Origin of the sequence: Paenibacillus sp. FSL R5-0887 (assembly GCF_038002305.1) — a bacterium.
In the GTDB taxonomy this organism is placed as follows: domain Bacteria; phylum Bacillota; class Bacilli; order Paenibacillales; family Paenibacillaceae; genus Paenibacillus_AQ; species Paenibacillus_AQ odorifer.
Genome location: NZ_JBBOCE010000001.1, coordinates 2,516,136 through 2,535,381, shown reverse-complemented (window position 1 = coordinate 2,535,381; position 19,246 = coordinate 2,516,136). Strand labels below are relative to the sequence as shown.

Annotated in this window: 14 protein-coding genes and 1 tRNA gene; 13 read left to right on the top strand and 2 right to left on the bottom strand. The window is 46.3% G+C overall.

Going from position 1 to position 19,246, the window contains the following annotated elements; genetic code table 11:
- Positions 1 to 189 precede the first annotated feature (189 nt).
- From MKY14_RS11420 to mglC, 10 genes are all read left to right on the top strand, one after another.
- Positions 190 to 2,256, top strand: coding sequence for a dynamin family protein (locus MKY14_RS11420; RefSeq protein WP_340976500.1), 2,067 nt, complete (start codon positions 190 to 192; stop codon positions 2,254 to 2,256).
- The gene (locus MKY14_RS11415) at positions 2,151 to 3,875 is read left to right on the top strand and encodes a dynamin family protein (RefSeq protein WP_340977044.1); all 1,725 of its coding nucleotides are present in this window, start codon (positions 2,151 to 2,153) and stop codon (positions 3,873 to 3,875) included. The genes MKY14_RS11420 and MKY14_RS11415 overlap by 106 nt, the downstream gene beginning before the upstream one ends.
- A gap of 149 nt (positions 3,876 to 4,024) precedes the next feature.
- A complete protein-coding gene (purT, locus tag MKY14_RS11410) occupies positions 4,025 to 5,215 on the top strand; it encodes a formate-dependent phosphoribosylglycinamide formyltransferase (protein ID WP_076192169.1) in 1,191 nt (396 codons plus the stop codon).
- Positions 5,205 to 5,669 (top strand): GNAT family N-acetyltransferase, encoded by a 465-nt coding sequence (locus MKY14_RS11405; RefSeq protein WP_232061416.1) that lies wholly within the window; start codon positions 5,205 to 5,207, stop codon positions 5,667 to 5,669. The genes purT and MKY14_RS11405 overlap by 11 nt, the downstream gene beginning before the upstream one ends.
- A gap of 194 nt (positions 5,670 to 5,863) precedes the next feature.
- Positions 5,864 to 7,516 (top strand): response regulator, encoded by a 1,653-nt coding sequence (locus MKY14_RS11400; RefSeq protein WP_076183962.1) that lies wholly within the window; start codon positions 5,864 to 5,866, stop codon positions 7,514 to 7,516.
- Between the two features lie 2 nt (positions 7,517 to 7,518).
- Entirely contained in the window at positions 7,519 to 9,348 is a 1,830-nt protein-coding gene (locus tag MKY14_RS11395; protein WP_081387836.1) for a sensor histidine kinase, read from the top strand.
- Positions 9,345 to 10,367: a substrate-binding domain-containing protein gene (locus MKY14_RS11390; RefSeq protein WP_076127584.1), complete on the top strand. Its 1,023-nt coding sequence runs from the start codon at positions 9,345 to 9,347 to the stop codon at positions 10,365 to 10,367. Before MKY14_RS11395 ends, MKY14_RS11390 begins: the two co-directional genes overlap by 4 nt.
- 197 nt (positions 10,368 to 10,564) lie before the next feature.
- Positions 10,565 to 11,635 (top strand): galactose ABC transporter substrate-binding protein, encoded by a 1,071-nt coding sequence (locus tag MKY14_RS11385; RefSeq protein ID WP_340976499.1) that lies wholly within the window; start codon positions 10,565 to 10,567, stop codon positions 11,633 to 11,635.
- 146 nt (positions 11,636 to 11,781) lie between these two features.
- Positions 11,782 to 13,293, top strand: coding sequence for a sugar ABC transporter ATP-binding protein (locus MKY14_RS11380; protein WP_076101437.1), 1,512 nt, complete (start codon positions 11,782 to 11,784; stop codon positions 13,291 to 13,293).
- A 93-nt stretch (positions 13,294 to 13,386) separates the two neighbouring features.
- The gene (gene mglC / locus MKY14_RS11375) at positions 13,387 to 14,394 is read left to right on the top strand and encodes a galactose/methyl galactoside ABC transporter permease MglC (RefSeq protein WP_076127586.1); all 1,008 of its coding nucleotides are present in this window, start codon (positions 13,387 to 13,389) and stop codon (positions 14,392 to 14,394) included.
- Between the two features lie 408 nt (positions 14,395 to 14,802).
- Here the strand turns inward: mglC and MKY14_RS11370 are convergent, their stop codons facing one another.
- Positions 14,803 to 14,979: a hypothetical protein gene (locus tag MKY14_RS11370; protein WP_340010700.1), complete on the bottom strand. Its 177-nt coding sequence runs from the start codon at positions 14,977 to 14,979 to the stop codon at positions 14,803 to 14,805.
- A gap of 500 nt (positions 14,980 to 15,479) precedes the next feature.
- On the opposite strand from MKY14_RS11370, the gene MKY14_RS11365 reads away from it, so the two are divergent.
- The 3 genes from MKY14_RS11365 (at position 15,480) to MKY14_RS11355 (ending at position 18,848) form a co-directional block, all read left to right on the top strand.
- Positions 15,480 to 15,755 (top strand): hypothetical protein, encoded by a 276-nt coding sequence (locus tag MKY14_RS11365; protein WP_340010698.1) that lies wholly within the window; start codon positions 15,480 to 15,482, stop codon positions 15,753 to 15,755.
- 99 nt (positions 15,756 to 15,854) lie between these two features.
- Positions 15,855 to 17,819 (top strand): WG repeat-containing protein, encoded by a 1,965-nt coding sequence (locus MKY14_RS11360; protein ID WP_340976498.1) that lies wholly within the window; start codon positions 15,855 to 15,857, stop codon positions 17,817 to 17,819.
- Between the two features lie 312 nt (positions 17,820 to 18,131).
- Positions 18,132 to 18,848 carry a CAP domain-containing protein gene (locus MKY14_RS11355; RefSeq protein WP_036685704.1) on the top strand — a complete coding sequence of 239 codons (717 nt, stop codon included), beginning with the start codon at positions 18,132 to 18,134 and terminating at the stop codon, positions 18,846 to 18,848.
- A gap of 133 nt (positions 18,849 to 18,981) precedes the next feature.
- Here MKY14_RS11355 and MKY14_RS11350 read toward each other — a convergent pair.
- A tRNA-Lys gene (locus tag MKY14_RS11350) sits at positions 18,982 to 19,054 on the bottom strand.
- Positions 19,055 to 19,246 lie beyond the last annotated feature (192 nt).

Sequence of the window (19,246 nt, the reverse complement as noted above, 5' to 3'; positions counted from 1 at the left end):
TAAGTAGTGTGTATTTAATTTGTGTCAAACTGGTGATAAACTGTAATTATTATTTATAAAAAATGTTCCGCGCTAAAGTTCAGAAATTGCACCTATATAAGTTTTGCATAAAAAAGAGCTTAAATCAGTATTCATGAATGGATTAAGATCAGTGCATGATTAGAAGGTAACTGTGGAGGTGGAATGTCTGTGGGAGCGGAACAGGTTAGAACTCAGAGAGAAACATTAAGTGAAACAGCATCGCAGCTTTCCCGGCTGAAAGATTTAATGCGCCACTGGGGCGATGAGAGTGCTGAACGAATATATGAAGATTTACAAAATAAAGAGGGTGGGAATGAACTGACCCTTGCTTTTTGTGGGCATTTCTCGGCAGGGAAATCCAGCATGATTAATCTTTTATGCGGCAGCTCAGTGTTGCCTTCCGGACCTGTGCCGACTAGTGCCAATATTGTTTCTATTCGTAGCGGGGCTCCACGAGTGCTTATCTATCCAAGGGTTGAGGGAAGTGAAAATGAATCTACCCCTGTAGAGACAACACCAGAAAGATTACAGGAATATTGTCGAAATGGCGGAGAATATTCCGCGATTGAAGTCTGGAATGAGATTCCTCTTCTAGGGAAGCATGGTGTTCTATTGGATACGCCTGGCGTGGATTCGACGGATGATGGCCACCAGGCAGCCACTCGTTCCGCGCTGCATTTAGCTGATGTCGTCTTTTATGTTATGGATTATAACCATGTTCAGTCAGAGAATAATTTGGCTTTTGCCAAAAATCTCAGTGACTGGGGCAAACCGCTCTATCTTATTGTTAATCAGATAGACAAGCACAGAGAACAAGAAATTTCCATTGAAGAATATAAACGCCAGCTTGAAAATGCTTTTGAGCAGTGGGGGATTCATTGTGCGGGGATTCTGTTTACCTCACTCAAAATGAAAGAGCATCCACTGAATCATTGGGATAATCTGCTGAACCTTATAACAGAGCTGTTGGAGCACAGGGAACAATTGCTTCAATATAGCTTGTCACGTTCCATTCATCATACAGCAGATTCTTCGCTAACCGCGTTCCGTGAAGACCAGCAGGAGGAACGGGAAACTTTTTTAGCTGAGCTAGAGGGTGCAGAGGTTACAGTTGTGATGGAAGAGCTGAAATCGCTGGAAGAAGAGAAGGCACTGCTTGAGGAGCTGCCTCAGCAATCACGAGCTAGCCTGCGAAGTGATCTTGATGCCTTACTCAATAATGCTAACTTAATGCCTGCGGATGTTAGAGAGGCGGCAGGGAGCTATGTGGAGAGTGTCAGCCCAGGCTTCCGCTTAGGTTTGTTCTCTACAGCCGGACGGCGGGAGAAGGAACAAGGCAAACGACTGGATGCCTGGCAAGGATTACTGGTCCGAGAGGTTTCCGCTCAGCTGGAATGGCATCTGATTCAGCTGGTACGTCAATGGGCGGAGAATCTCGGACTGTGGGCAGAGGAGGCAGAGACGACTCTGAAGCAAGGGTTCCCGGCGGTGAGCCAAGAATGGCTGGCGGCTGCAGTTAAGCCGGGAACGGGGAATAGCGGCGAGGCGCTGCTCAATTTCTGCCGCACACTTGCGGCAGATCTGAAGAGCCAATTCCGCCGCGCTGCGCTGTTAGTTGGCGATGAGCTGCTGGCGAAGCTGCCATCGCTTATCGAGGAGCAGCGCGCGGAACTCCAGCGCCGCGAACAGGCCCTTACGCGGCAGGCGAGCGCTGCCCGCGCGCTAGCCGCCCTGGACCGCGCGGCTGACGCCCGCGCGCACGAGCTAGCGGCGCTGCTGCCGCCGCGCCGGACCCTCACACCCGGCATCCTGCCGGAGGTGAGGGTCACCCCGCGTGCGGCTGCGCAGAGCGCCGCACCGCGGGCGACCCAGCCGCGCGAACGCGCCGCGGCTGGAAGTGCCGCCGCCGCAAGCTGGGCGGCGGGAACGGCTTCGCCGGCGGGCGGCCGCCGCCGGCTCTCGGCGCCGCTGACGCGCTGGCGGGCGCGGCAGAGCTGCTGCGCCGCGAGCCAGCGATGGCATCGGCGGCTCGCAGTCTGGCCGCGCGGGCGGAGGATCTCGCCGGCGGCCGCTTTACCCTTGCGCTGTTCGGTGCGTTCAGCGCAGGCAAATCTTCCTTCGCCAACGCTTTGCTCGGCGAAGAAGTGCTGCCCGTATCGCCACACCCTGCCACGGCCGCAGTTAACCGCATATTGGCGCCGGAAGGAGACTTCCGCCATGCCAGCGCGGTTGTAACGATGAAGAGCATGGCGGATTTCTGGGATGACATCTGCCATTCCTTCAGCGTGCTGCAGCTTGGAGAGCCGCAACAGGATACGTGGACAGCAGTACTTGCGAGCCTGCCAACACGGGGAATTCACCCCTCTGCGCTGCCGCATGCAGGATTTCTAAGAGCCGCAGCATCCGGTTGGGCTGAAGCTGAGCCGCTATTAGGAACGGTACGGACGGTTGATTTGGATGAATATCGAAACCTAGTTGCGGAAGAGACCCGGGCTTGCTTCGTGCAAGGGATTGACCTGTATTATGCCTGTCCTTTGACGGAGAGCGGGATTGTGCTCGTAGATACACCAGGAGCAGATTCACTGCATGCACGCCACACTGGCGTAACCTTTAGTTACATGAAAAATGCGGATGCGATCTGTTTTGTGACCTATTATAACCACGCCTTTTCGAAGGCGGATCGCGGCCTCTTGGCCCAGCTGGGCCGCATTAAAGACAGCTTTGCTCTCGATAAAATGTTCTTTATTATCAATGCTTCTGATCTCGCTTCAAGCGAAGAAGAACTAGATGAGGTTAAAGCACATGTCGTTCAAAATCTGCGTGCCGGAGGTTTGCGGTCTCCGAGAATCTATGCTTTGTCCAGCTTGCTTGCTCTAGAAGCTAAAACTCAACATAATCACGATCTTTATGAAACCTCCCGCTTCAATGAATTTGAGCAAGCATTATCCAGCTTTGCTGGTGATGAGCTTCCACAGCTTTCACTTAACGCAGCTGCTGAGAGCATCGCATCGGTTCGGCGCCGGGCTGAGGAATGGCAGAATCTGGCTTCCAAGGCGGCGAGCGAGCGTGAAGCCGGGTTAAAAGAACTGCAGGAACGGCGGCAGTTCGCCATGAAGCGGTTATCTCTTTTGGAGACTGAGGAACGTCCTAGCAGAGATCTTATTCATGAAAGTGAAGAACTGATCTATCATGTGTGCCAGCGGATTAGCTTCTCCTTCAACAGAAATTTTCAGGAATCTTTTCATCCCTCCTTACTGCGTGAGGATGCAGGGAATTTAAAAGCCATTTTCTCTGCCTGTGGTGCCGAACTAATGCGTACTACTCAGCGCGAGCTTGAGCAAGAGCTATGGGCAACAACGCTGCGGCTAGAGAGCACGGGACGCAGGCTTGTACATGAAGCTGCTGAAGCGGCAGCTACAGAGCTACTCTTTTCCACGGAGGAATTTCATCTTATGGAGAATGAGGAGCAGGCTTGGCCATCTCCTAAGGATCTGGAATGCCAGCTTCAGCCTGTGCAGTGGTCCGCTTTATGGGGCCATTTCAAATCCCCGCGTTATTTCTTTGAGGGAACTGGGCGGGAATTAGTCAAAGGTGCGGCAGAGCCGCTTTTGAAAGAAGCGGTTAATCTTGCAGCGGCAGTGCAGAAGGAAAAATTAATTGCTCATTACGTCGAGAATATCAGCAGAGAATTAAAATCTGCTGCCGAAAGCCTGCAAGAAGGGCTTGCGGAGCAAGAGAAAGCGATGTTAGATCTCCTTAAAGGGGGTGAGACTGCAGATCATTGGGGCCAAATAAGCCACCAATTATCACGTCTAGAACAAACTTTCGTTGATAAAGTCGACAAAGTTCTGTGAAGTTTGTAGGAAAATGTCGAAGAACACTTGCAATCTGACGTATGATGGATGAAAATAAAGAAGCCTGAAAATATACAATGAAACTGTTACGTTTTCTGAAATTCATAAAAACGAGACAGTCAATTTGCCGAAAGAGGTTGGAATCGACAATGTGGGGAGCTCCTTTTTCAGCTCAAAGCCGCAAGCTGTTGCTGCTGGGCAGCGGGGAACTGGGTAAGGAAGTCATAATTGAAGCTCAACGCCTTGGCGTAGAGACCGTAGCTGTAGACCGTTATACCGATGCACCGGCGATGGGTGTAGCTCATCGTTCACATGTAATTGATATGCTGGATGCAGAGGCGCTGAAAGCGCTGATTCGCTCTGAGAAACCGGATGTCATTGTTCCGGAGATTGAGGCAATTGCGACTCATGCTCTTCAAGAGCTTGAAGAAGAAGGCTTTTTCGTTGTTCCGACGGCGCGGGCGGCTCGGCTGACCATGGACAGAGAAGGGATTCGTCGTCTTGCGGCTGAAGACCTTGGACTGCCAACTGCTGATTACCGTTTTGCGGATAGTCTGGAAGAGCTGCAACAAGCTATAGCCGAGTTAGGCACTCCTTGTGTCATTAAGCCGATTATGAGTTCTTCTGGCAAGGGTCAGAGCGTATGCAAAAGACCTGAAGATGCAGAAAACTGCTGGAACACTGCTTTGGATGGAGCGAGAGCTAAAGGAACACGGGTTATCGTGGAGGCTTTTGTTACTTTTGAGAGCGAGATTACTCTTTTGACGGTGCGATCTGTGTCTGGTACGGTATTTTGTCCACCTATTGGACATATTCAGAAGGATGGAGATTACGTGGAATCCTGGCAGCCTCACTTTATGAAGCCAGAGCTGCTTGAAGAAGCGCAATCTATTGCAAAAGCAGTAACGGATCAGCTCGGAGGTTTCGGTATTTTTGGAGTGGAACTTTTTTTGACAGATCGAGGCGTATTGTTCAGTGAAGTGTCACCTAGACCCCATGATACGGGGATGGTCACGATGGCGACGCAGGATTTATCTCAATTTGCAGTGCATGTCAGAGCTATTCTTGGTTTTCCTGTCCAGTCAGTACAATTGCTGACACCTGGTGCCTCAGCTACGCTGAAGGCTGATGGAGAAGGACGAGCCTTTGCTGTGACCGGAATTGGTGAAGCTTTGGAACTGCCTAGGACTCAGGTTCGCGTATTTGGTAAACCGGAAGTTCGTCCTGGTCGGCGGATGGCAGTAGCGTTAAGTGCGGCGGAAGATGTGGAAATCGCGCGGACGATAGCCAAGCAGGCGGCGTCTATGCTAAAAGTGGAGGTATATGAGGATGAACAGTAGTACCATGGCACCTGTACTGGAAATTCGCAAATGCGGCTTGAATGATCTGGAGAGAGTTACAGCGCTTCTGCGGGAATTCGGCTATCCAACAACGCTAAGCGTGATGAAAGAGAGACTGGAAAGCATGGAGAACAGCAATCTCCAATGCACACTTGTAGCAGAGCTGAACAATGAAGTTGTGGGTATGATCGGCCTTAGACAGGTAAGCTCGTATTACAAACAGACAGATTGTATCACTGAGATTACTGCACTTATCGTATCAGAAGAACTCAGAGGAAACGGACTCGGTAAAAGACTTGTGGCCGCAGCAGAAGAATGGGCACGTGAGCAAGGTTGCTGTCAGCTTTTCCTTAGAAGTGGCAACCGCGTAGAACGCGCACCGGCACATGCTTTTTATCGTCATATCGGTTTCGAAAAGACAGCAGGCTATCGCTTTAACAAAGCGTTGCTATAATACTTATAGGTTACCGATCATCCCCATCCCAGCTACGGCGGGATGGTTTTTTTTTGCTCTGGAACTCTTTTTTTATATGTATTTAATATATTAATACCTAAAACTATTTAAATAACTTAACCATAGATGGATTGGTTTGAATCATATACAATAAAATTTATGACATCTAAAACGTTTCCAAAGAGGGATGAGACATGTATAAGCTAGTTCTTGCTGAAGATGAAGAAGACGTTAGGGAAGGCGTTATCGGGCAGATTGACTGGGAGCGTTACGGATTTGAGATTGTCGAGCAGGCGGAGAATGGACGGGAAGCTGCGGATGCCATAGACCGTTTGCTGCCGGATGTGGTAGTTACCGATATCCAAATGCCTTTTATGAATGGACTTCAGCTGGCTGAATGGATTCGTAGTCATCATCCTAACACTAAGATTATCATTTTGACTGGGTATGATGAATTTGAATATGCTCAGAAGGCGATAAAATTGCAAATTGATGAGTATATTTTGAAACCGTTCTCTTCACAGGAATTAATTGAAGTATTGCTTAAGGTTAGAGCCACTATCGAGGCTGAAATTGCAGAAAAAGAAAATGTATTTGTACTCAGTGAGCATTACCGGAAAAGTCTGCCTGTGTTAAGGGAGCAATTTTTATCGTCCCTTATTTCGCGTAGATTGCGTACGGATGAAATTGCTGAGAAAAGCACTGAATATGGCATAAAATTAACGGGACGGTGGTTTCAGGCTTCGGTAATTAGTGTGGATTATATTCGTCCTGAGCGGGAATCTGCTGGGGGTGCAACAGGCGGACAAATTTCTTTACGAGACACTGGTGAAAAGAATTTACAGCTATTCGCTGTGCTGAATATTGCTGAAGAAATATGCTCGAAGCATGGTTTTGGAAGGGTGTTTATTCATCGTGATGAGGTCGTATTGCTCACAATCCATGAAGAAGGGGAAGAAACTGATATTACTGGAAAGACATTTGAGCTTCTTGAAGAAATCCGCCAGAACGTACAGCGTTTTCTGAAGCTGACGGTCACGGCAGGCTCCGGAACGGTCTGTTCATCGCCTGCTTTGTTATTTAATTCTTTTGGGGATGCCTTGCAGGCATTAGATTATCGGCTTATTCTCGGCAATAACCGGGTGATCTGGATTGAGGACGTTGAGTCACGTTCCAGCACACTGCTAACCTATGATGAACTAACCCAGCAATCCTTAATCCGGACGATTAAACTAGGTACGGTGCAAGAACTCAAAGAGGTTGTTGAGGATTTATTTGCCGGTCTTGACGCAGAGCAGGTGTCTACACAGGATTATCAGATTTTTTTGCTGGAGATTTTTACATCTATCCTGCGAGTGGCTAAAGAATCCGGCAGTGAGGCTGCAAAGTATATTGGTTCTGGCATTTCGTCGCTAACTGCCATCAATAAATTTAATAGTATGGCCGAAGCCAAGCAATGGATTATTGCAGTCTGTAGCGGTTTAATGGATACGATTGCATTAGAACGTCAATCCTCCTATAAGCTGCTTATTGATGAAGCTAAAGAATATATACGCAGCCACTATGTTGAATCTGATATTTCCATCGGCAAGGTTTGTCAGCATTTACATATAAGTACCGGCTATTTTAGCAGTATTTTCAAGAAGGAAATGAAAATGACGTTCGTTAGTTATCTTTTGCAAATTAGGTTAGAAGCAGCCAAGGAACTTTTGCGGTCCACGGAGCTGAAGGCCTTTGAAATTGCAGAAAAAATAGGTTTTGCCGATCCTAACTATTTCAGCTTTTGTTTCCGCAAAAAATATGGCCAATCTCCTAAAGAGTATAAAAACAGCTCCAGAGGAGGGTAAAGATGCTGAAGGATAAACCATATTCCTTTCCTCTAAGACCGCAGCATCCCAAAGGTGGAAAACGTCGGTTGTCCTCCAAGCTCCGAAGCATTCAAGTTACGATTACACTCACTTTTACATCTGTTGCCGTGCTAGTAGCTGTAGTTGTAAGTCTTATGCTGTACAACAAGTTTGCCAAGACCGCAGAAGAGAATGCCAATATGAATATGCAGCAGATCATTGAGCAAGTGAATTACAATCTAGGTCTTTATGTTAAGGGAATGCGCAATATTTTTGAGACAGCGGAGGAGCAGATTACGAATAGCCCTTCCGTGGATTCCGCTTTATTGACGGAAAGAATGGCTATGCTAATGGGGAGCAGAGAGGATCTGGTCTCGGCGGCTGTTTTTACCCCACAGGGGAAATATGTCGTGGGAACACCCGGTCAGAAGCTGCGCAGTAACACACAGCTGGAGACTCAGAGCTGGTTTACGACGGCGCAAAGAACATCAGAGCTCTCCTATTCCGCACCTCATATTCAGAATTTGTTCAAAGGTCAATATATCTGGGTTGTGTCTATCAGCAAATTAATTCAATATAAGGAGAACGGAGTCTTAAAAACCGGCATCCTGCTGATGGATTTTAACTTTCGAACCATTGATGAGCTGAGCAAGCAGGTTAAGCTTGGCAAAAGAGGATACGCTTACATCCTCGATCAGCTAGGAAATATTGTGTACCATCCCCAGCAGCAGCTGATTTACGCTGGCTTAAAATATGAGAATGTGGAGCCAGTACTGGAATATGCTTTTCGTAGCTATTTGGATGAGTCTACGGGTGAAAAACGTTTTATCACCGTAAGGACACTGGAACAGACAGGCTGGAAGATCGTGGGCGTGGCTTATTACGATGAGATTGTAACCACCAAACGTGATCTAAACACTTTTTTATCCTGGTTTTTAGCGGTAGTCATTTTATGCGTAATTATTGTATCCGTCTTTTTGTCTGCACGTATTGCCCGCCCTATCCGCAAGCTGGAACGGACGCTTCAGCAGGTGGGCGAAGGGGATCTCAACACCCGAATAGATGTCAGTGGGGCGTATGAGGTGGAACAGCTGTCCAAACGGTTTAACCTTATGCTGCAACGTATCCGTCAACTGATGGATCAGATTATTTATGAACAGGAAACCAAACGTAAAGGTGAGCTTGAAGTACTGCAATCCCAGATCAATCCGCACTTTCTGTACAATACCTTGAATTCTGTGATCCGGCTCGCTGAACGCGGCAAGACTGAGGAGGTAGTCACGATGATTCAGTCCTTATCGAAGTTTTTCCGGATTAGCCTTAGTAAAGGGAATAATATGATTACCGTGCAGGAAGAGCTTGATCATGTTCGTCATTACCTTGTGATTCAGAGCTTTCGGTTCAAAAATAAGTTCCGCTACGAGATCGAGGCTCAGGATGAAGTGCTGCAGTGTCAGACGATTAAGCTAATTTTACAACCTATTGTGGAGAATGCCCTGTATCACGGGATTGAAATGATGCCTGATGAAGGTTTTATTTCGATCCAAGCGGAGCTGAAGGATGATCTTGTCATCATCCGCATTCGTGATAATGGACTGGGAATGTCCGAGGAGACTATGAAGGTTCTTTTGACTGGCGGCAGTAAGAGTATGCATGGCTCCGGGGTAGGCGTTAGAAATGTTAACGAGCGTATTGAGCTGTATTATGGGCGTGATTATGGTCTTTCTTTTGAAAGTGAAATTGAAGAAGGCACTACGGTTACTCTTATCTTCCCGGCACTCACAGCAGGCGAGGGCAATCCTGGACATGAGGAGGATGAGACATCGGTATGAGAATCGTTCGTTTTTGGCTAACCCTGCTGGTATGTGTGATGTTATGGACAACCATCACCTCTTGTTTTAATTCGGCACCTAATTATATCAACACGAACAAAACCCGCAATATTCATCTTATTGTAAAAATGAACAAAGGCGACTATTGGAATACAGTTAGATTGGGGGCAGAAGCCGCGGCACAGGAATTTAATGTGAAACTAACGTTCAAAGCTCCGAATGCTGAGAGTGATATTGCGGAACAGGTCAGAATGGTTGAGGACTCCATTAAAGAAAAAGCGGACGTTATTATTTTAGCTGCCAGTAGCTATATGGGACTTGCACAAGTGGTTGATCGGGCGGCATATTCCAAGATTCCCGTATTGTCTGTGGATGCAGAAGTCGGTTCGGCCAGAGTAAGAGCCTATGTGGGTTCAAACGGCTATGAAGCGGGACAAAAGTCTGCAGAAAGACTCATTCAGCTGCTAAATGGATACGGGGAGGTTGGCATCATTAACTTCACAAATTCATCTTTGGGGGCGGAGCAGGAGTCTTCAAACGGCATTGAATATGGTGCTAGGGACGCGGAGGAGCGGGAAAAGGGATTTTTAAATTACGCTGCCCGATATCCGAACATACAGGTAGTAGAGATTTCTTATACCACGTCGAGTATTAGTGATGCTGAAGAGCTGACACGGTTAATGCTGCTGAAACATCCAAATCTTCGCGGGATCGCCAGCTTGAATGAGACAGCTTCACAGGGGGCGGCAAAAGCTATCCAGAGCCGAGGGCTGCATAATATTAAAATGGTTGCGTTCGACAGCTCCCCGTCAATGATGGAGTTGCTGCAGGAGGGTACGGTTCAAGCGACCGTAATCCAAAATCCTTTTAGTAACGGGTATTTAGCCGTAAAACATGCCGTTGAGGTAATCGAAGGAATGGATGTTCCTGAACGTGTCGATACGGGCACTAAACTCATTGATTTGGACAATATGCTGTGGCCTGAGAATCAGAAATTATTATTTCCCTTCGTCAGATAGTGGACGGTTTATTTTTGAAAAGACGAATGCCATCCTTAAAATGGGAGGTATTCGTTTTTTGGGTTCAGTAGAATTTTTATAAAAGTGAGTAGGATTTTATATTCGAAACCGTTTTCACCTAAGGCATAATATGGATGTGCCCGAGAGAATTCAGGGTTAAACCAAAAAAAGAAGTATAAACAGGAGGTCAATGAATAATGAAAAAAATCACTTCCGTTCTTTTAGCAAGCGCAATACTGGGTGCCGCCCTGGCAGGCTGTGGCAATAGCAACAATAATGCAGACAGTGGTAAAGCTACCAACGCTCCAAAAACTGAAAATGCGGGCTCTTCCACTGAAACGCCAAAAGTAGGGGTAGCCATTTACAAATTTGACGATACCTTCATGACAGGTGTTCGTAACGCAATCGACACTGCTGCCAAAGGCATTGCTACTGTAGATATCGTAGATAGCCAAAATTCTCAACCCACACAAAATGACAAAGTTGACTTGTTCATCACCAAAAAATATAAAGGCATGCTGATCAATCCGGTTGACCGTACTGCGGCTGGCGTTATTATCGAAAAAGCAAAAGCGGCAAATATTCCGGTGGTTTTCCTGAACCGCGAGCCGCTGCCAGAAGATATGAAGAAATGGGATAAGGTTTATTATGTAGGCGCTAAAGCGGAAGAATCCGGAACTATGTCCGGTCAACTGATCGTGGACTACTGGAAGGCACATCCTGAAGCAGATAAAAACGGCGACGGTGTCCTCCAATACGTAATGCTAAAAGGCGAACCGGGGCACCAAGACGCTGAGCTTCGTACTACTTACTCCATCCAAGCAATTGAAGATGCCGGCATCAAGGTAGAAAAGCTGGCTGAAGATACTGCGATGTGGGACCGCGTAAAAGGGCAAGAAAAAATGGCAGCGTTCCTTGGCTCCCATGGCGACAAAATTGAAGCTGTGCTTGCGAACAATGACGATATGGCTCTCGGTGCCATCGAAGCTCTGAAAGCTTCAGGTTACTTCACGGGTGATAAATTCATGCCGGTAGTAGGTGTAGATGCTACTGCTCCTGCGATTCAAGCGCTGCAAGATGGAACGATGCTTGGTACCGTGCTGAATGATGCGAACAACCAAGGTAAAGCTGCGATCACAGTTGCTGCTCTGCTTGCTAAAGGAGAAACACCTACAAAAGATAACGTAGGCTTTGATATCACAGACAACCAATACGTGTGGATTTCCTATAAAAAGATCACCAAAGAGAATATCGATGACGCCAAATAATAACGCTCTAATCTAGATGGAATTCATGATCATATGGCAGCAACGGGGAGCGGATATTCGCTCCTCGGATTTCTTTCAGGCAGGGAACAGGATGAAACCGCTGTGCCTCTCATGAAAAAAGAAAAAAGCGTAGGGGGCGTAACAACATGGAAAAAGCTGAGTTTTTGCTAGAAATGAATGATATTACTAAAGAATTCCCCGGCGTCAAAGCGCTGGATGCAGTTAGTTTAAAGGTCAGACCAGGTTCGGTGCATGCCCTTATGGGCGAGAATGGTGCGGGTAAGTCCACTTTAATGAAATGTCTCTTTGGTATTTATTCACCGGATGCCGGTGAGATTTTTTTGGAGGGTGAGAAGACCTCTATCGGAAGCTCAAATGACGCTTTGAAAAATGGGATCTCCATGATTCACCAAGAGCTGCATCCCGTGCCGTTCCGAAGTGTGATGGAGAATATCTGGTTAGGACGTTTCCCAACCAAAGGGATTGGACCTTTTCAGTTTATTGACCATAAGAAAATGTACACTGACACGGAGAATTTGTTTAAAGATCTGGATATCGATCTGAATCCCGAGACATTAGTGGGTAAGCTGTCTGTATCCAAAATCCAATCCATTGAAATTGCGAAGGCTGTCTCTTTTCACTCCCGCGTTATTGTAATGGATGAACCTACTTCCTCCCTGACCAGTGTGGAGGTGGAGCATTTATTTCGGATCATACGGGACCTTAGGAGTAGAGGCGTAGCTATTATTTATATATCTCACAAAATGGAAGAGATTCTCGAAATTTCTGACGAGGTTACCATTATGCGGGACGGTAAAAAAATCGGAACCTGGCCAGCGGCGGAATTGACTACAGATCTTATCATTTCCAAAATGGTCGGCCGCGACTTGACCAATCGATTCCCAGAACGTTTTAACGTGCCTGGCGAAGTATATATGAAGGTTGAAGGATTAACCTCCCCTGAAGAAAGATCGTTTAAAGATGTTTCTTTTGAATTAAGACGAGGTGAGGTTTTAGGGATTGGTGGTCTGGTAGGCGCTCAGAGAACAGAGGTTATTGAGGCATTATTCGGCCTGAGGGCTATCAAATCGGGGACGATTTCTATCGATGGTAAGCGCATTCATATCCAATCTCCCAAGGATGCTAAGAAACACGGAATGGCTTTGCTTACGGAGGAACGGCGTGTCACCGGTATTTTTCCAGTCTTGTCTGTTCATGAAAATGGCGCAATCGCTAATCTGCATCGATACCAGAAACTACTACTTCTACTAGATGGAAAAAAGAAAAAAGAAGAAGTCGATAAAATGATTGAAAAATTACGGACCAAAACTCCAACAACCAAAACGCTGATCATGAATCTTTCTGGTGGGAATCAGCAAAAAGTGCTGCTCGCCAGATGGCTTCTAACCGAGCCCGAAATCCTGCTTCTGGACGAGCCGACTCGCGGTATCGACGTAGGGGCTAAATTCGAGATTTATTCGATTATTGCCGACTTGGCGCAGCAAGGGAAAAGCATCATTATGATCTCCTCAGAAATGCCGGAGCTGCTCGGAATGTCTGACCGTGTAATGGTCATGTCGGAGGGTAGGCTTACCGGAATACTAGAAGGCGAGCAAGCTACGGAAACCGAAGTTATGCGGCTCGCTGCACAGCATTAGGATAGGATTTCAATGATAGTTTTGCTGGGCGAAACTAGATTTGGTTTACGAAGAGAAGTACTCTTCGCGTAACTTTAAGGAGGAACACTACTAATGAACGCTAAACGAGCCCAATCTTTTATTACTCAAAATGCTATTTATATTGTCTTGGTAATTCTAATTATGGGTATTGCCTTATATGAGCCGGCCTTTATCTCTGTAAATACTTTACGGGACATTCTAATTCAGTCGTCAACACGGATTATCATCGCGCTTGGTGTTGCCTTCATCCTTATCACAGCTGGGACGGACTTGTCTGCTGGACGTGTGGTTGGTTTTACAGCGGTAATCTCTGCTTCGATGCTGCAAATTCCGGATTATTCCCGGCGCTTTTTTCCTGATCTGCCGCAGGTGCAAGTGTGGCTTCCGATCCTTATAGCTATTATCGCTGGCCTTCTCTGCGGACTAGTCAATGGTATTGTCGTCTCCAAGCTGAACGTCCCGCCGTTTATCGCAACACTGGGTACGATGGTTATCGTCTACGGCTTGAATTCCTTGTACTTTGACATGGACCCCAACCAATCACAGCCGATTGGCGGTCTGCGTCCAGATTTCACTACAATCGGTTCTGGGTTTATCGGCAAGGGGCAATATTCAATCCCGTATATCGTGCTGATAGCCTTGGGTGTCGCCGCCATCGTATGGGTGGTGTTCAATAAAACTAAGCTGGGCAAGAACATGTACGCTATCGGCGGTAACATGCAGGCAGCTAAAGTATCTGGCATCGATGTTTCCAAGAACTTGATCTACATCTATGCGATTGCTGGAGCCCTTTATGGTTTGGCGGGTGTGCTGGAGGCTGCCAGAACAGGTGGCGCAACCAATAACTATGGTAACATGTATGAGCTCGATGCGATTGCTGCTTGCGTCGTGGGCGGGGTGTCCACAACCGGTGGTATCGGAACAGTGCCAGGTGTTCTGGTCGGTGTTATTATCTTTACCTTAATCAACTACGGCCTGACCTTTATCGGCATCAGCCCTTACTATCAGTTGATTATCAAAGGTCTGATCATCATCGCCGCGGTCGCGTTTGATATGCGGAAGTATTCTTCGAAGAAGTAGTTGTGTGGGGAATGTATGGTGATTATAGCGTTTGCTATTTATGGCAAACGCTTTTTGGTTTGTCCATTTTCGCTTGCGGATATAAGCAACTCGTAAGAATCAGTTCATAAGTACCAATTCATAAGTACTGAACGTCGCCCCCTTGCTCCTCGCATAGGAAAACTACGCACGAGCACGAAAACTACCCACTAAAATGCCACCACGACCAAATAGTGTCACCACCACTAACACACAGATCATCAATGGCTACTACCAACATGAAACAAACATACCACTAAAACTACCCGCCAAAATGCCACCACGACTAAACAGCGCCAGCAACACTAACATCAACATTACTTACCACCACCAACTTCAATCAACATTGCCACCCCTGCTCCATCAAATCTAATATTCCACCAATAGGACTTACTCCACCCAATAGTTGCACCATAACCGCCACGGTACTACTACAGCATCATTACCATCACCAATTAATATCATCAATACAAACACGGCTATTAAACTCCACTCAACATCATCAGGATCAACACCGCTATCACCGCCACAAATCAATATCAGCAGCAATAACACTACCATCGCCATCAGGAGCACCACGAAAACACATCATATTCATCATAGCTCACCAACAATATCAACAAACTAATATTAGTAACAGAACAGAAGCACCATGAGTGAAAGAACGGTATAAATCCCGTAGAATTGGCTGAAACGAGCTACGTGGGGCGAAAGAACGGTATAAATCCCGTAGAACTAGCCGACCTGAGCTATGTGAGGTGAAAGAACGGTATAAATCCCGTAGAATTGGCTGAAACGAGCTACGTGGGGCGAAAGAACGGTATAAATCCCGCAGAATTAGTTGAAATGAGCCACGTGGGCCGAATGAACGGTATAAATCCCGTAGAATTGGCTGAAACGAGCTACGTGGGGCGAAAGAACGGTATAAATCCCGTAGAATTGGCTGAAACGAGCTATGTGTGGCGAAAGAACAGTATAAATCCCGTAGAACTAGCGACCTGAGCTATGTGAGGAGAAAGAACGGTATAAATCCCGCAGAATTAGCTGAAATGAGCTAACGTGAAAGAATGAGAGGCAAAAATGCCTTAGAATACGCCGAACCGAGCGACGGAGGAGGAAAGAGAGGCATTAATGCCCTAAAGTACGCCGAAACGAGCTACAGTGGAGGAAAGAGAGTCATTAATGCCCTAGAATACGCCGAAACGAGCTACGGAGGAGGAAAGAGAGGCATTAATGCTCTAAAGTACGCCAAAACGAGCTACAGTGGAGGAAAGAGAGGCAAAAATGCCCTAGAATTCGCCGAAACGAGCAACTATGGAGGAAACACGGTATTTTTATCCTAGAATGCTCCTCTCCCCCTAACCCCAAAGATCAAAAAGCACATAAACCAACGTTCTCCCATATTCTATAGGCAAATGCCTTTGTTAAAGGGGAGCGACTGGATGTTAAGGATTAGGTTGAATGAGCTGGGGAAAGGGAATGACAATGGTCTGATACAGGCGGATGTATGGAAATGGGATGGCATTGGCTGGAACGAATATATTACTCAGCAGGATGAGGATTTCATACGCACGGAAGAGGAGTTGTTCGTCACGATTCCGGCAGAAGCGGGATTATATCGTGTAGATTACTCTAATAAGCCTTTTGAGGCGCCATACTTATTGCCGGAGTGGGTGGGGGACGATCTGCGGACCACGGGTCTCCATCCGGCGCCGTTTAATCTCAAAGAGGGCACACTTTGGGGATATATTAATGACGAAGGCCGTGTTCAGATTGAACCCCGGTACGAATATGCTGAGGATTTTCAGAAGAACGGTCTTGCCGTAGTTCAGCGAAAAAATAGCAGCGGGCTCATTGACAGCACTGGAAGAGAACGAGTGAAGCCGATCTATTCATTTATTGCGCCTTTTTCGGAAGAGCGCGCCGTAGTGTCGGATGCTAAGGGGTACACTTTTATTGATGAAAAAGGCAAAGAAGTGACGTCCGCCCGGTATGATTATTTGAACTCATTACATGAGGGGCGTGCACTATTTTCAAAACAAAATACGACCGGCGGCCAATCGCTATATGGATATGTGGACGCGCAAGGCAAAGAGGTGCTGCCCGCGATTTATGTAGATGCCAATGATTTTATGAACGGCGTGGCTTTGGTTAAAATCAAAGAAGGAGAGTATGCGCTCATCGATCCGGATGGGAACATTCTGCATACGTATAACCATCCTTTCGTTGGAAGTCCGGGAGAAGGTTTACTAGCCTATCAAGCGACTGAAAACGGTAAATATGGCTATTTAAATACGGATGGTTCTGTAGCCATTCAACCGCAATTCACCTCTGCTTTACCTTTTTCAGAGGGACGCGCGGTGGTGAATACCGCTGAGAATTATGGCAACGCCTACGGACTGATTGATAAACAAGGAAAAATGATCATCCCGGCAAAATATTATGAAGTATTGCAGCTAGGTGAAGGCAGAGTAGCCATAGGAACGCCTGTATTCCCCAGCCAGCCTTATCGCGGATCACGTTACGTAATTGCAGATGCGGAAACGGGAGCGGTCCTGAGCAATCACACCCTGCTTGGCGTGAACAATTACCAGGAGGGATTGGCGTCTGTATTTGATGCTAAAGATACCTATTTTATCGATAGAAGTGGAAAAAAGGCAGCCCAGCCCCCAGTTATTCCAGGGGCAGGAACACTCACCCTTAGCGGACGTTTGATAAGAGCAGATGTAGATCAACGCACATCTTATTATGATCGGCAGGGAAAGCAGGTTTGGCGCCAAAATGGAGTCATTCCGCTGAGACCTCCCTATTCCGTAGTGGAGAAGAAATACAAACCGAACAGGGATTATCTGGTGTATTATCCGGTCGTTGAGGGGATTGCAAGTGCGGAAGTTTCGCGAGAGGTTAACGATAAGCTGCGCAAGCTATCCCTTGCTGAAGACGTTGGGAGTGGAGGGGTTTCCCAGGACTTTAGTTATAATGGTGATTTTTCAGTCTCTTTCTTCCGTAAAAACCTGCTGGTGCTGGAGCTGACCGGTTATCGTTTTCCTTTTGGAGCAGCACATGGAATGCCTACCAAAATCTATCCGCATATTAATTTGCGCAGCGGCAGGTTCTATAAGCTGGGGGATTTGTTCAAGCCAGGCAGCAGATATGTGGAGAAGCTCAGTAAAATTGTGGGCAAACAGATCGAGAACGATCCACAATATTCATATGTTTTTCCGGATACGTATAAAGGAATTACCTCGGATCAGCCCTTCTTTGTAGATAATGAAGCGTTGTATCTATATTTCGCACCTTATGAGATCGCTCCGTATTCTGCAGGTTTTCCAACCTTCCGGATTCCTTATGCGGAAATCATGGGATTGATCTCTACGGAGGGCGAGTTCTGGCAATCGTTCCATTAATCGTCAGGTATCCATAGGTTTGCTGAAGTTGCCGTCCTTTCGGGGAGGGCGACTTTTTTTGCTTTTTCTCGCTTTTTTTCGCGAATAACAGGTGAAATGGTATTTTTAGGCAGGAAAACAGCGGAAGAAAGCGAATGTATCTAGGAATCGGAAATCTTACAGTCAAGACTATTATATGTAAAAAATTAGAAGCGCACATTTGAGAGATTTATGCTACAATGACTGAGGAACAAATTACAACTTTGTAACATTTGTAGATGGTCACTCTAGGCAGAAGCATATATTACACGCAAGAAAAAAGGAGATGGCAGATTGAAGAACAAGACATTAAAAGCAATCATCGGTGGTAGCGTGGCAGCTGTTATGGCACTTAGTATTTCTCTTCCATTGGAAGCAAATGCGGCATCGAATGAATCGACAGTAACAATAAAAGGCACAAGTTATGAGCAAATATTACAATATTTTAAACAAGCTAATCTTGAGGGATTCCCTTTTTCGAATAGCACAATCGTGGTGACTAAGCCGCAAACTGGAACAGTACCAAACAAAGACAACACGACCACAACTACAACTACAAAACCGGTTACAAAGCCAGCAGACACAACTACTGTAACTAAGCCAACAGATAATACAACTACAACAGGTGCTGTGAGCAATAAAGGAACCTATGTTCAGCAAATCGTAACGCTGGTAAACAAAGAACGTGCAGCAGCTGGTTTGTCACCTGTAGCTGGATTGGACAGCCTGCACAAAGTTGCCGCTACAAAAGCTACAGATATGCGTTCGAATAACTATTTCTCACATACTTCACCTACGTATGGTTCACCTTTTGATATGATGAAATCCTTTGGCATCACTTATAAAGCCGCAGGTGAGAATATCGCAATGGGACAAAAAACACCAGAGGAAGTAATGAAGGCATGGATGAATAGTCCAGGTCACCGCGCTAATATTTTGAATGCTAACTTCAATTATATCGGTGTAGGTTATGATAATAATTACTGGGTTCAAGAGTTTATTGGTAAATAATACGAGTAGATGCTTCAGGAAGAAATCGTTCTCCGATGTAAGTCGGGGAGCGGTTTTTTTTGTGTGGTGAAGATTAAAAATGCAACAAAAAAAGAAGCAAGGAACTTGTCCTTACTTCTTCTGTCTAGCTCTATGGGTTATGCAGGGGTCGAACCTGCGACCTGCCGATTAAGAGTCGGCTGCTCTACCAGCTAAGCTAATAACCCGTAATGTCTAAAGAGTCAACGGTAAATATTATATAATGGCATTAATTAAAAAGCCAGTATTTTTTTATTTTCAAAAAAGTCCACACTCGTTCCTCGGCAAAAACACTGTAGCAGCGGGATTTTTTTCTTTGCTAGACATTTGCAAAACTTGTATGGAAGAATTATGTTTATGTAACATAGTTAAGATCTTTG